The organism is Bulleidia sp. zg-1013 (genome assembly GCF_019798045.1).
Classification (GTDB): Bacteria; Bacillota_I; Bacilli_A; order Erysipelotrichales; family Erysipelotrichaceae; genus Bulleidia.
The window spans coordinates 272248-285763 of record NZ_JAGXEX010000002.1; the positions used below are offsets into that span (position 1 = coordinate 272248).

A 13516-nucleotide genomic window follows, 5' to 3' on the forward strand; every position below is an offset into this window, starting at 1 on the left:
ATTTAAGGTATAATTTAATATATGCGTAAAAAGATAAGTTGGTTGGTGCTCTTGTTGCTGATAAGTTGCTTACAAGCCTGTCATAAAGATGAAACGAAAAATTTAAAAATGGAATCCTATAAAATTCATTATAATATGGTGGAAAGTTATAGTAATTTCAAAACTAAGTCGTCATACTTTTCTACTTCAAGTGAAATGGTTAAAAGAGAAGATGGTAGTTATGTGTACTATATTTTTATTGATCACGCAAGGGTAGAAATGAATCAAGTGGTGGTGATGGCGGTTGAAAAGGGTGTTCCATACGCTCAGAATAAAAAAATGATGCCAAGTTCCGGTATCTTTGATAAACCAAGTTCCTTAATTCCTAATCAAGTGAATAAAGAAAAGGGCTATGTGAAGGGAATTGTGGTCTCTGGAGAAGCAAAAGAAAAGAAAATCCAAGTGGATATGTTGGTTGAATTTAAAGATTATACCGGTGAAATTCAAAGAGAATTTATCCACTTAGAAATTCAATGAGGGGTTGAAGAATGAGTGAAAAATTAAAAAAAGAAGTTGGTCAATCATTTTTAGCTGGTTCCTTAACATCCACGGCCGGTATTTTCATTGCGAAATTAATTGGTTTGTTTTATATCATTCCATTTAAAGAAATTGTTGGTCAACAGAACATGGTATTCTTTTCAGCTTCCTATGATTATTACGCTTTATTACTACAAATTTCCGGCTCCGGTATTCCCTTTGCGATAGCGGCTTTAGTAGCGAAATATTATGCTAAGGAAGACTACAAGACGGTAATGTTAGTGCGTCGCTTAGGAACCGGAATTTTAATGGCATCTGGTTTTGTGATGGCAATGTTTTTCTTTTTGATGTCAGCTCCTTTAGCTACAAGGGCTTTAGGGGGAGGAAATATTAGTGCTTGGGAACTAAAGACCATGCAAAATGTATTCTCTTTATTAGCCTTAGCTTTATTCATTGTACCGATTTTGTATAGTTACCGTGGGTATTACCAAGGTTTAAAAGAAATGCGTGCCTATGCCGGTTCACAAGTTTTAGAACAGGTAGGGAGAGTTGCTTTTATCTTAGTGGCTTCGATGATTGGTGTTTATGTTTTTAAGATGCATCGCAGCTTTGGTGCTTATGCTTCTGTAATAGGAACCAGTTTAGGAGCTATTTTAGCCATTTTCTATTTTGCCTATTTTGATACCAAACGGAATAAAAGAATTGCTCGTTTGGCTAAAAGGCAAGAAAGAGAAGCGGTTTCCTACAAGATTATTTTAAAAGAGTTTTTAATGTACGCTATTCCATTCTTTGTGACCGCCATTTTAGGGAATTCACAAATTCTGGTGAACACCAATTTATTTGTATCTGTGAATCAAAGCTTAGGGATGAATCATAATACGGCTACGTTAATTTATTCCATTATTCAAACCAATTGTGATAAGTTAACTTCTATTCCACAAGTGGTTGCTAGTGGCTTTAGTGCGGGTATTATTCCTTTTGTGACCGCCGCTTTAGAAAACCAAAATTGGAAGGAAATGCGTAAATATTTAATGGATGCTTTTGACGTTACCTTCTTTTTTGCGATACCTGTCAGCTCGGTTTTATTTTTTCAATCCAGAGCTGTGTATTACATTATGTATGGTGGCGGTGAATTGGTGTATGGTCAAGTGGCTTTAAGACAAGCTGGTATATTAGCTTTTACATCTACCTTAACGCCTTTGATGACTTCTATTTTATTAACATTACGTTTTCGGAAAACCTGTATTGGTTATTTAGGTATAGGCTTTCTGGTTAAGCTCATTTCCTTTTATCCATTAACGGCTTTATTTGGGTATACAGGAGCGATTATTTCAAGCTATGTATCTGGTTTTGCGATTTTCTTCTTAGGCTTTTATAAGATAACTACTTATTCTAAATTACAATGGAAAGTTTTATTAAGACGCTTCCTCAAGATTTTACTCATTTCAATTATTATGAATATCCCTTATTACTTATTGAAGTTAGTTGGTTTTGATTTTGTTCATTATTCAAGAGCGGTAGCACTGATTTTGTTTATTGGGGTTTCTATGATGGCTATGGCAATCTATTTTGCTTTAACAGAATGGTTACGTCTAGTTCAAGTTACTTTCCACCGTTCTTTAAAATTGCTTTTAAATCGTATGATAAGGAGAGCTTAATGCGTTTGGATCGTGTTTTAGCCAATGCAAGTGTGGGTAGTCGTACACAAGTAAAGAATATGGTTAAAAAGGGAAGGGTTTGTGTTAATGGTGAAGTAGTTTTAGCTGCCGGTAGGGCAGTTGATCCTAATCAAGATGTCATCACGATTGATGGCGAAGAATTAGCGTATTCTGAACATTATTATTTTATGTTGCATAAACCAGCAGGGTATATATCCGCCACCGAAGGAAGACATAATCCAACAGTATTGGAACTAGTGCCTGACTATAAAGGTTTATTTCCTTGTGGGAGATTGGATAAAGATACAGAAGGTCTACTTCTAATTATGAATGATGGTCCTTTGGCACATGAATTACTTTCACCTAAGAAACACGTTGAGAAAGAATATTATGTTGAACATCAATCACCTTTAAGTAAAGAAGATATAAAAGCTATTGAAAAGGGGGTTGAATATCGAGATATTTCATACAAAGGAGCTAAGCTACATATCTTAGATGAGAGAAGCTGTACCATCGTTGTTCAAGAAGGAAAATACCATGAGATTAAGAATATCTTTCTCTCTCTTGGCAATAAAGTCATGTATTTAAAACGCATTCGCATGAAGAATTTAATTTTAGATGAAACACTAAAAAAAGGGGAATACCGCCCCCTAAGTAAAGAAGAAATTGAAGATTTAAAGAAGTTGTCGATTTAATTCAACAGGTAATTCAAACTTACCTGTTTTTTCATATTCTTGTAGAAAGGAAACCACTTGATTGGTTAATGCGTTGGGTGTGCTACTACCACTGGTGATGGCAATCCTTTCCTTACCAATGAGTTCACTTTCTTGAATGTCATTGACCGAAGAAATCATTTTTACAAAAGGAATACCAATCTTACGAGCAATAATTGCTAGTTGATTGCTGTTATTAGAACGAACATCTCCCACCACATACAAAGCATCGGCTTCTAAATTTAAAATTGCTTCTTGGCGTAACCTTGTGGCAGGGCATATTTCTCTTACGACTTTTGCATTTGGGTATTGCTTTAAGCAAGCTTCAATTAAGTCTTGTAAATCTAAAAGAGATAGAGTGGTTTGATTGGTGATAATGGGATTATGAATTTCAATATCTTGTAAAGCTTTTAAATCTTCAAGATTGGATACCAAATGAACCCGCTTGGATAAACCGACTGTTCCTTCGGATTCGGGATGGTTCTTCTTACCTAAATAAATGACATCATCTGCATAGTCTTTAATTAATTCATGGGTTTTTAAAACATCCGGACAGGTCGCATCGACAACTTGTAGACCTTTTTCTTTGGCTTTTTGATAAACAGCCGGTGAAACACCATGGGCTGTAAATAGAACAATTCCTTCTTGAATTTTATCTAATAAAGAAAGACGGTCTTGGTTTTTATCTTCAATGGTTTGCATACCACTTTCGGCTAATACATCCACAACGTGTTGGTTATGAACCAACATGCCTAAAATCGTAATTGGAGTATTTGGGTATTTCTCTTTAGTTTTTTGGGCTAAACGAATGGCTCGTATAACACCATGACAATATCCTCTTGGTTGAACAGAAATAATTTTCATGCCTTATTCCTTTCTTATTTTGTTGGCTCCCTTTATACTTATTATAGGTGATTATATGAAAAAGTTTGAAGATTTACACATACAAGAACCATTAAAACAATGGTTGAGGGATAAACATTTTAAAGAAATGACTGCCATTCAAGAGGAAGTCATTCCTTTATCATTGCAAGGGAAAGATATAATTGGTCTATCCGAAACAGGCTCCGGTAAGACACATGCGTTTTTAGTGCCTATTTTTGAAAAAATTGATGTTGCCAGCGATTATGTCCAAGCCGTGATTACAGCGCCTACGCGTGAACTGGCTTATCAAATTTATGCGATGGCAAAAGAAGTGGAAGCTTATTTTCCAAGCATTCGCATTAGTGCTGTTGTGGGTGGTAAGGAGCGGGCAAGAGATAGTAAGAAGTTTCAACTACAACAACCGCATGTTGTGATTGGTACACCGGGTCGGTTGAGGGATTTATTTTTAGAAGATAATTCTTTGCGTTTAGATAAAGCGAAAGTAATGGTTGTGGATGAAGCCGACATGACTCTGGAGTTTGGTTTCTTAGCGGACGTGGATGCGATTGTTTCGCGAATGAATGATGCACAAATGTTGTCATTTTCAGCCACTTTACCAAACCAGTTAAAGCCTTTTATTAGGAAGTATATGCATCATCCAATTACCATTGAAATTGGTAAACATCAATCCAATAATAAGAATATTGAGCATGTGTTAGTGCCTTGTTACCACAGAAGCTATGCCGAAACCATTTTAAAGATTATGCCCGGCTTTAATCCTTACGTCTGTTTAATATTTGCGAATTCGCGGAAAGAAGCGCATGAGATTGCCCAAGAATTGCGTGACCATGGTGTTAAATTAACTGAATTGCATGGTGATTTAAGTTCACGTGAACGTAAACAAGCCATGAAACAAATTACCCAATCACAATATGAATATGTGATTGCGACAGATTTGGCAGCCCGTGGTATGGATATTGGTGAAGTTGGTTTTGTTATTTCTTGTGGCTTTCCTAATGATTTAGAATACTACATTCATCGTGCTGGTCGAACCGGTCGAGCAGGACTATCCGGTACTTGTTACGCATTGTACCATGAGCAAGATGATGAAGCTATTCGTTCTTTAATGAAACAAGGTATTCCATTTAAACACCGCCGTTTCCATCACCATAATTGGCAAGACCTTCGTCCTTATGGTCAACGTCGAGCAAAAAAAGATACGGAAATGCAGAAACAGATTGCTAAAATGATGACCAAGAAAAAGAGGAAGGTTAAACCTGGTTATAAAAAGAAAAGAGAAGCGGAAATTGATAAACTCTATCGTCGTAAAAAGAGAGATTTTATTCGTTCCAAGATTAAAGAAGAAAAGAAGGCTCGTTATAAACAAAGAGCGAAAGAGCTAAGAGATGGCAATAAAAAAGCTTAGTTGGATTGACTAAGCTTTTCTTGTACTAGTTTATTAATTTCTTCAATCAAGGTATCCCGTAGTTCTGCTTGAGGAACTTTCCGAATGACTTCTCCTTTACGGAAGATAAGACCATGCTTGACACCACCAGCAACCCCAATATCTGCCCTAGAGGCTTCTTGGATACCATTAACAGGACAGCCCATAACCGCGACAGTGATATTGGCTTGTAAGTCTTTTAAATAGTCTTCCATCTCTTTCACCAGTGGTAACATATCATATTGAATACGACCACAAGTTGGACAAGCAATTAAATCCGGTACATCTTCTATCAATTTAAAACTCTTTAATAATTGTTTGCCGATATAAAGTTCTTCAATGGGTGGGGCAGAAACAGAAACACGCATTGTATCACCAATTCCCCGGTAAAGAAGAGCTCCCAAGGCGGCCGATGATTTAATGGATGAATCACGGAAACCTCCTGCTTCAGTAAGCCCTAAATGCAAAGGGTAAGGGTATTTTCGGGATGCTTTTTCATAAACCTCAATGGTTAAAGCCACGTTCGAGGACTTAAACGATAAACAAATATCTTCAAAGCCTAAATCTTCTAAAATTTTAATATGTTTATCAGCACTTTCCAGCATAGCCTCCGAACAAGGACCACCATATTTTTCCAATAGTTCTCTTTCAATGGAACCGGAATTTATGCCGATACGAATTGGTACATGTCTTTCTTGACATTTTTTAACCACGGCTTCTACATTTTCTTTAGCACCAATATTACCGGGATTGATGCGAATCGCATCAATCCCTAAATCCAAACAAGTGAGGGCAAGTTTGTGATTAAAATGAATATCAGCCACTAATGGTACAGTTGTTCCAGCTTTGATTTCACCAATTTTCTCAGCATCTTTTTCATTTAAAACAGCTAGACGAACAATCTCACATCCAGCTTCAGCTAATTCATTGATTTGTTTGATACTGGCTTCAACATCATGGGTTGAAACATTTGTCATGGATTGTAAAACACACTTATTTTGACCACCAATTTGGACAGAGCCAACGTAGATTGGTCTTGTTTCAGTTCGTTTCATCTGTGTCCTCCTAGAAAGTATTTTTCCACTATTTCATTTATTTGTCCACTAATAGAAATATATGTTATAATCTTCTAGCGAAGACCAGGAGGTGTATCATGGCAAGAGAAAATGTCATCTTAGTCTGCTCAGAATGTGGTGAAGAAGACTATATCACGACAAGAAATAAGCGCAAGCATCCTGAAAAATTGGAAGTTATGAAATATAGCAAGCGTCTTAGAAAAATGACTCTACATAAGGAGAAGAAATAGTCATTGGACTATTTTTTATTATATCTATGAAAGTTATTTATTTAAACCAAGGAAAGTTTCAAGAAAATACTTATATTTGTTTGGAAGATAAGGAAGTCCTTATTATTGATCCGGGCAATTCTTTTTTATCCATACAAGCTAATTTACAAGGTTATAAAGTTGTAGGAATTTATTTAACGCATGGTCATAGTGATCACACCGTGTCTGTGGATGATCTCATGGACGCCTATCCGGAAGTACCTTTATTCATGCACGAAGGGGATCGTGACTTCATTGATCCAAAACTTTTTATTCCTTATGGGGCGGCTATTTATCATTCTTTTATAGCGATTCAAGAAGGACCACTTGCGATAGGGCATTTCCAAACAGAGGTCATTTATACTCCGGGTCATTCGATGGGGTCTACTTGTTTACGAATCAAAGATTGCTTGTTTTCAGGCGATACATTATTCAAAGGAACCGTTGGTCGAAGTGATTTGTATGGTGGGGATGAACAGGTTCTTATGCAAAGCTTAAAAAAGCTAAAGAAATTAAATCCTTGCTTAAAGGTCTATCCTGGTCATGACCAAGTAACAACACTAGCCTATGAGCTACAAAACAATCCTTTCTTAAGATGAGATTTCTCATCTTTTTTTTGTGGATTTTTCAGTTTAAAGGGAATACAAGTATGCATGGATATGAAAGCAAGATTAAAAGATTGGTTGAAAGAAGCTTTACTTCGTAAAGCCAGTGATATTCATTTTATCAAGCAAGATGGGAAAGCCATTCAAATGGAATTTCGTACCATGCAAGGAATTGAAATGGTTTCAACAAAGCCGGAAGATGAACGTTTATTTCATTATTTGATGTATCTAGCTAACTTGGATGTTTCAAGGGCTTATCTACCACAAAGCGGCTCTTTTGAAATTCAAATTGGCGAACAGAGTTTAAGCTGTCGTTTCGCTCTTATCCAAAGCCACCATCAACAATCCGCTGTTTTAAGAATTCTAAATCACAATCATCACTTTCAAATTGAAGAATTAACCACTTCCAAAAATAACCGGGATTGGATGCGAAGGATGATGGCTATGAAAAGTGGCTTTGTGTTATTCAGTGGTTTAACAGGAAGTGGTAAGACAACAACTATGTATAGCATATTACAACAAATTCAAGGCAAAAAGATATTTAGCTTGGAAGATCCTATTGAAGTCTATCAAGAAAACATGGTTCAGCTTCAGGTTTCTAAGGAACAATTAAGTTATGAAGAAGGAATTAAACAATTATTAAGACATGATCCAGATATTATTCTCATTGGTGAAATTCGCGATAGTGTTGCTGCTAAAATGGCTTATCGTTGTGCATTAACAGGTCATTTGGTGTTTAGCTCTATTCATGCTTCTAGTTCTATACTGGCCATTCGACGGATGGTGGATTTGGGTGTTCCCTTAGGTCGATTAAAAGAAGTGTTGGTTGGTATTTCTTATCAAGAGCTAGTGGAAGAAGATGGTCATAAACAATCAATTTATGAAGTTATGGATGAAAAGGAGTTGAGTTATTATTTTCAAAATCAGAAACATTCCCCTGAATTTGTTCCATTGGAAAAACAGCTTTCTCAAGAGATTTATTTCTTTTGAGGATTGTTTGTACTTGAATCAACTTTTAAAACAAGATATTCCCTTAAAAGATGCCTTGAGTTTGATTGAAGAGAAAAGAAACGAAAAAGCGATTAACAATTTAATAAGGCAATTGGAACAAGGGGAAGCTTTAGAAGTGGCTTTTCATTCTATTTGTCCTAAAAAACTATGGCTTCATTTGGAAGGCTTCTTACCATTCTTATCCTTTTCAAAAGCCTTGGAATTATCCATTCGTTTACTACAAATGGAAAATCAAAAGAAAAAAGTCATGGAAAAGAAATTGTCCTATCCATTTTTATTGCTGTTCTTGGTTAGTGCTGGTAGTTTTGCGTTTTCGTATTTCATTCTACCGACAATGGTAAAGCTGATTGGTAGTGTAGCGGTTGAAAATCAATCTCTAAAACAAGTCGAAAGAAGTTTGCGAATTTCTTGGATAATGATGGGCGTATTGTCCATTGTGGTGCTTAGCTTTGTGTTTTTATTAAAGATGAAGAAAGTACAGATTGTTTTGTATCGACTATTAAGTAAAATCTATCCCAAAAGTTATTTTGTGCAAAAGGGTTCAATAGAATTTGTAGAGTACTATTTGGAATGTTTACGATTGTGTCTATCGAGCCAAGAAAGTTTTCATTTATTAAGTAGTATTCAAGAAAAGCCACTGGTGCATTATATCGCTAGTGAATTTGACCGTTTATTATGTTTCGGCATTTCATTTCAACGGATTTATTCCCATCGTATTGTTGAGCCGAATTTGCAGCGATTTTTTCAACTATCCTATTTCTTTAAAGATACCATTCCTTTATTAGAGCGTTATTTAGCCATCGCAAGAGATAAGCAAAACCAACGTTTAAAACATTTTTCCATTCTTTTACAATGTTTTGCCTATGGTCAAATTGCGTATCTATTGGTTTTGATGTACCAAGTTATTCTTTATCCAATGCAGTTTCTACAAAAATTTTGAAAGGAGAAAAAAGATGAAAAAGAAAGTTCGTGGTTTTACCTTATTAGAAATGGTTATTGTTATTTTGATTATTTCGGTGCTGTTTCTTTTGGTTGTTCCAAATATTCAGAAGACATTGACGATTGTGAATAATAAAGGTTGCCAAGCTTTAGAGAAGATAGGGGATTCTGCCATTCTTCAATATAAATTAGCCCATGATCGTTTACCTAGTTCCATTAGTGAATTGGTTTCAGAAGGACTTTTGAGCGAGAGCCAATTGACTTGCGATGGTTCAAAGCATCTGATTATTCAAAATGGACAAGCCAAAGTTCGTTAGAGCGTTTAGTTTAATGGAATTATTGGTGGTATTGTTGGTATTATCCGTTTTATTTCTATGGACACCAAAACCTCATTTTCAAAGTTCTATGTCTAAACAAGAATGGTCTTTGAATTATTTACTAGCTCAAAGTCAAGCAATGGCAAATAAAAGGAATGGTAACTATGAAGGGATATTTTTCTATCCCAACGGCTATGTTAATCAGGGGCAAAATAGATGGATAGATGTTTTAAAACAAAAGGTGGTGATTCGTATTGCACAAGGTCGACTGCGCTGGGAATAGAAAGGGATTTTTTCTGATGGAAACATTGATTTGTGTGTTTGTTTTTATGATTTTAGTTACTTTGGGCTATCAGACGATTTTGTATCTACAAAATGATAAAAGTCTAGAGCATTACCAAAAATGGACACAAAAGAATTTTAAAAGGGAGAAGTGTTCAGTATGCGAAATCAAAGAGGAAGCCTCATCATCGACGTCTTATTGTCCATATTTATTTTGGTTAGTTTAGTATCTATCATTCCTTCTTTTTTAAAGACACAAAGAAGAGGTGAAACGTATATCCTTTGGCAAGATGAAATCTCTTTAGCCCAATTAAGAAGAGAACTTTTACTTGCAAAAGATATATCCATTGAAAACAATCAATTGCATTATCGCATTGGTAAAGAAGAGAAAGTATTATCTATGGTGAATAAAAAGTTAATTTTACAACCGGGTACGCAAATCTTTTTGGAAAATTTAGAGGATATTTCTTTTGAAGAATCGCAAAAGAAGATTTATTTGTTTTATAGAATAGGACATACCAAAAGAAAAGTGGGGATTTATGTACCATAAAAAGAAAGGTTTTATATCCATTTATTTTTTAGCTTTGTTTCTATTTTATAGTCAGTATCTTATCAACGAGTTAACTCTAAAACAAAAAGAATTTATTATTCAAGAAAACCTTAAAAAAGATTATTCCTTTTATCAAGAAGAAAGAAAAATCCTTCGTGAAGTAGAATGTGATTTGAAAAATGGAAAAATCAAAGAAGAACAAGTGATAAGAAACATTATTTATCCGGAAAGAAGAAGTCTAAAAATTAAGTTAGATTTAGAGAAAAAGGAAGTTGTTGAATATCGCTTTCAAGTTGATAAGTCCTCTTGAATTGGTTAAAATAGCGTAGAAGAGGTGGTAATAGAAATGATAATAGTGAATGATTTGAAGCCGAATATGTCTATTTCGTATGAGAATAATTTGTATACAGTGATTAATGTGGATCATAATAAGACAGCGATGCGCCAAATGATTATTAAAGTAAAGGTTCGTAATATGCGTACGGGTGTTATCCATGAACTTTCCTTTACTGGTGGTGATAAAGTTGAACAAGCTGAAATTGATAAAAGAAATATGCAGTATTTATACGATGATGGCACGAATTTAGTCTTTATGGATAACGATACTTATGAACAGACAGAAATTCCTAAGGAACGCTTAACTTGGGAAATGCAGTTTATGAAAGAAAATGACAATGTGATTGTAACGACGTATGGTAGCGAAATCTTAGGCGTTGCTTTACCGGATAAAGTTACCTTACAAGTCACGGAATGTGAGCAAGCTGTTAAAGGAGATACAGCAACTTCCGCCACAAAGAATGCAGTGGTTGAAACTGGTTTTGGCATTAAAGTACCATTGTTTATTCAAAATGGTGAAATGGTGGTTATCAGCACAGCTGATGGCAAATATTGTGGTCGTGCTTAAAGAATTCGCTAATGAATTCTTTTTTTCTTGCAAGGTTGTTATTTTTTTCTATAATTAGAGTGTAACTCAGGGCAGGGTGAAAGTCCCTACCGGCGGTATACCCCGCGAGCCTATGGCATGATTCGGTGTGATTCCGAAGGCGACAGTAAAGTCTGGATGGAAGAGTCTTTTATTATTTTTCCTGAGGTTACTTATAACCTCTTTTTTATAAGAGGAAAGGAGAAACCTATGTCAGAGAAAGCTCAAATGGTAGGAAAAAAAGTTTCTGCCACAAAGCGTGTTGCGTTAATTGCTATTATGGGAGCCTTAGCATTTGTTTTAATGTCCATTGAATTTCCATTACCTTTTATTGCGCCACCTTACTATAAGTTTGATTTAAGTGAAGTGGCTGTTTTGATTGGTGGTTTTAGCTTAGGATCACTGGCGGCGGTATGTATGGAAGCCTTAAAGATTGTTTTACACCTTCTTTTCAAAGGAACATCCACCGCTTTTGTTGGGGAAATAGCGAATTTCTTAATGGGTCTTGCGTTTGTGCTGCCGGCAACGCTTATTTATAAAAATCATAAGACAAAGAAAAATGCCTGGATTGGTTTATGCATAGGTACATTAACCATGGCGCTTATAGCTGTCTTTGCGAATTATTTCTTATTATTACCAGCCTATGCCTATTTCTTTCATATGAGTATTGACTCGATTGTTAAGGCAGGACATGCGATTATTCCATTAATCCATAATCCATTAGGATTTGTGCTTTTCTCAGTGCTTCCGTTTAATTTATTAAAAGGAAGTATTGTGTCAATTTGTACTTTATTATTGTATAAATCAATAAGTCCATTATTACATCGTTAATTAGAGCCAAAAGGCTCTTTTCTTTATGGTATAATCTTTTTGATTGGAGAGGTAATTATGGCAGAGTTTTCCCGTATAAAAAAATATAAAGATTTAAGAAATAGTTTACAAGAACAGGAATCCTTTCAAGATACTACCATTCAAAGTGAAGAACTATCTCGATTAGCTCGTCGCTTGAATGAAATTGATCAAAGTAATTTTAAAGCTCCTAGTGAAGAAATTAGTGAACCTAAAAAGGCGAGTCATGCGAAGGAAACCATTCGTGTACCACGCCAACCAAGTCTGATTGATCAAGCGGATTTATCACCGCTAGAGGCCTTAACTCATGTAGAATCTTCACCTTTGGACAATGAATATATCAGCCAATATTTAAAAGAAGCGAAACGTTATAATGTGGAACATGGCAACGCGGTTAGTGAAGAAACTTCTTTGGACATTTTAACTTCTTTAAAGAAAGAAGAAAAACCAACACGTCCTTTTCCAAAGAAACAACGTCGCTATGAACCATTGGAAGATAGTAGCACAACGGATATTCCTTTCCAAAAAGTAGAGACAGAAAGTGAATCAACTCAAACTTTAACAAAAGCGGATATTATGAAAGAAGTACAGGATATTATGGCAGGTAAATCTGTTTCAGCTGTGGAAGATTCACAATATTCCATGGAAATTCCTAAACTTAATCGACAAGAAGAACAATCCACTCGTCAACAGCTTCTTAATGAAACAACTTCAATGCGTGCCCAACTTGAAAACTATGGCGATGATGTGGCTTCTTTAAATACAAAGATGAGAAGAACCAATCGTATTTTAAACATTGTATTGGTGATTTTGATTGTGGCTTTAGTGATTATCTTAGCTTTTGTATTTATGAGTATCTTTGGAGGTAAGCATTAATGGAACGTTATAATATTGCAATTGATGGTCCAAGTGCAGCTGGTAAAAGTACGATTTCAAAATGCCTTGCAAAAAAGCTGGATATGACGCATTTGGATACGGGGGCTATGTACCGTTGTTTAGCGTTAAAAGCTATTCGCTTGCATATTTCTCAACAGGATGAAGGAGCTTTATTAGATTGCTTAAAGAAAACTGGAATTCTTTTAAAAGGGGAACAAGTTTTCATGGATGGCGAAGATGTTAGTCAAGCCATTCGCAATCCAGAAGTCTCTTCGGCCGCTTCTAATGTCTCAAAATGGGCAAAAGTACGTCAAGAAATGGTTGCTCGTCAACAAGTCTTGGCTAAAGAAAAAGGATTTATCATGGATGGTCGTGATATTGGTACCGTTGTCTTGCCGGATGCCAAATTAAAAATTTTCTTAGTGGCTAGTGTAGAAGCAAGAGCGCAACGTCGATTCTTGGAGGATAAGTTAAAAAATCCTTCCCTTACGCTAGAGGAAGTTAGGCGGTCCATTGCCGAAAGAGATCGCCAAGATGAAACAAGATCGGCTTCACCATTGGTACAAGCTAAGGATGCTAAACGCATTGATTGTTCAGATATGAGTATTGAAGAGGTCGTGGATAAAGTTTGTTCGTACCTTTAGAA

18 protein-coding genes and 1 riboswitch are annotated in these 13516 nt (G+C 35.6%); of the genes, 16 read left to right on the forward strand and 2 right to left on the reverse strand.

Going from position 1 to position 13516, the window contains the following annotated elements; genetic code table 11:
- Positions 1-21: 21 nt before the first annotated feature.
- The 3 genes from K7I92_RS03135 to K7I92_RS03145 are packed head-to-tail and all read left to right on the forward strand — an operon-like array spanning position 22 to position 2869.
- Positions 22-516 carry a hypothetical protein gene (locus K7I92_RS03135; protein WP_220281998.1) on the forward strand — a complete coding sequence of 165 codons (495 nt, stop codon included), beginning with the start codon at positions 22-24 and terminating at the stop codon, positions 514-516.
- An 11-nt stretch (positions 517-527) separates the two neighbouring features.
- Positions 528-2174: a polysaccharide biosynthesis C-terminal domain-containing protein gene (locus K7I92_RS03140; RefSeq protein ID WP_220281999.1), complete on the forward strand. Its 1647-nt coding sequence runs from the start codon at positions 528-530 to the stop codon at positions 2172-2174.
- A complete protein-coding gene (locus K7I92_RS03145; RefSeq protein ID WP_220282001.1) occupies positions 2174-2869 on the forward strand; it encodes a pseudouridine synthase in 696 nt (231 codons plus the stop codon). Before K7I92_RS03140 ends, K7I92_RS03145 begins: the two co-directional genes overlap by 1 nt.
- Here K7I92_RS03145 and ispH read toward each other — a convergent pair.
- Positions 2849-3751, reverse strand: a complete 903-nt coding sequence (ispH, locus tag K7I92_RS03150) for a 4-hydroxy-3-methylbut-2-enyl diphosphate reductase (protein ID WP_203244337.1) — start codon at positions 3749-3751, stop codon at positions 2849-2851. The genes K7I92_RS03145 and ispH overlap by 21 nt on opposite strands.
- A gap of 55 nt (positions 3752-3806) precedes the next feature.
- On the opposite strand from ispH, the gene K7I92_RS03155 reads away from it, so the two are divergent.
- On the forward strand, positions 3807-5177 hold the full coding sequence (locus K7I92_RS03155; RefSeq protein ID WP_220282003.1) for a DEAD/DEAH box helicase: 1371 nt from the start codon (positions 3807-3809) through the stop codon (positions 5175-5177).
- On the opposite strand, the gene ispG is transcribed toward K7I92_RS03155, so the two are convergent.
- Positions 5174-6250 (reverse strand): flavodoxin-dependent (E)-4-hydroxy-3-methylbut-2-enyl-diphosphate synthase, encoded by a 1077-nt coding sequence (gene ispG, locus K7I92_RS03160; RefSeq protein WP_220282005.1) that lies wholly within the window; start codon positions 6248-6250, stop codon positions 5174-5176. The genes K7I92_RS03155 and ispG overlap by 4 nt on opposite strands.
- A 98-nt stretch (positions 6251-6348) precedes the next feature.
- Between ispG and rpmG the strand changes: the two genes are divergently transcribed.
- From rpmG to cmk, 12 genes are all read left to right on the forward strand, one after another.
- Positions 6349-6501: a 50S ribosomal protein L33 gene (gene rpmG / locus K7I92_RS03165; RefSeq protein ID WP_203244334.1), complete on the forward strand. Its 153-nt coding sequence runs from the start codon at positions 6349-6351 to the stop codon at positions 6499-6501.
- A 26-nt stretch (positions 6502-6527) separates the two neighbouring features.
- Positions 6528-7118 carry an MBL fold metallo-hydrolase gene (locus K7I92_RS03170; protein ID WP_220282006.1) on the forward strand — a complete coding sequence of 197 codons (591 nt, stop codon included), beginning with the start codon at positions 6528-6530 and terminating at the stop codon, positions 7116-7118.
- A 60-nt stretch (positions 7119-7178) separates the two neighbouring features.
- Entirely contained in the window at positions 7179-8114 is a 936-nt protein-coding gene (locus K7I92_RS03175) for an ATPase, T2SS/T4P/T4SS family (RefSeq protein ID WP_207120142.1), read from the forward strand.
- A 13-nt stretch (positions 8115-8127) separates the two neighbouring features.
- Positions 8128-9075, forward strand: a complete 948-nt coding sequence (locus K7I92_RS03180; protein ID WP_220282007.1) for a hypothetical protein — start codon at positions 8128-8130, stop codon at positions 9073-9075.
- A gap of 13 nt (positions 9076-9088) precedes the next feature.
- Entirely contained in the window at positions 9089-9391 is a 303-nt protein-coding gene (comGC, locus tag K7I92_RS03185) for a competence type IV pilus major pilin ComGC (protein WP_203244330.1), read from the forward strand.
- Positions 9369-9674, forward strand: coding sequence for a prepilin-type N-terminal cleavage/methylation domain-containing protein (locus K7I92_RS03190; protein WP_220282008.1), 306 nt, complete (start codon positions 9369-9371; stop codon positions 9672-9674). Before comGC ends, K7I92_RS03190 begins: the two co-directional genes overlap by 23 nt.
- A 159-nt stretch (positions 9675-9833) precedes the next feature.
- Entirely contained in the window at positions 9834-10223 is a 390-nt protein-coding gene (locus tag K7I92_RS03195) for a competence type IV pilus minor pilin ComGF (protein ID WP_220282009.1), read from the forward strand.
- A complete protein-coding gene (locus tag K7I92_RS03200) occupies positions 10213-10533 on the forward strand; it encodes a hypothetical protein (RefSeq protein ID WP_203244327.1) in 321 nt (106 codons plus the stop codon). Before K7I92_RS03195 ends, K7I92_RS03200 begins: the two co-directional genes overlap by 11 nt.
- A gap of 36 nt (positions 10534-10569) precedes the next feature.
- Complete coding sequence (gene efp / locus K7I92_RS03205) at positions 10570-11127, forward strand: elongation factor P (RefSeq protein ID WP_220282010.1); 558 nt, start codon at positions 10570-10572, stop codon at positions 11125-11127.
- 58 nt (positions 11128-11185) lie between these two features.
- Positions 11186-11299: riboswitch (FMN riboswitch) on the forward strand.
- 56 nt (positions 11300-11355) lie between these two features.
- Positions 11356-11976 (forward strand): ECF transporter S component, encoded by a 621-nt coding sequence (locus K7I92_RS03210; protein WP_220282011.1) that lies wholly within the window; start codon positions 11356-11358, stop codon positions 11974-11976.
- A 57-nt stretch (positions 11977-12033) separates the two neighbouring features.
- On the forward strand, positions 12034-12870 hold the full coding sequence (locus K7I92_RS03215; protein ID WP_220282012.1) for a hypothetical protein: 837 nt from the start codon (positions 12034-12036) through the stop codon (positions 12868-12870).
- A complete protein-coding gene (gene cmk / locus K7I92_RS03220) occupies positions 12870-13514 on the forward strand; it encodes a (d)CMP kinase (protein WP_220282014.1) in 645 nt (214 codons plus the stop codon). Before K7I92_RS03215 ends, cmk begins: the two co-directional genes overlap by 1 nt.
- Positions 13515-13516 lie beyond the last annotated feature (2 nt).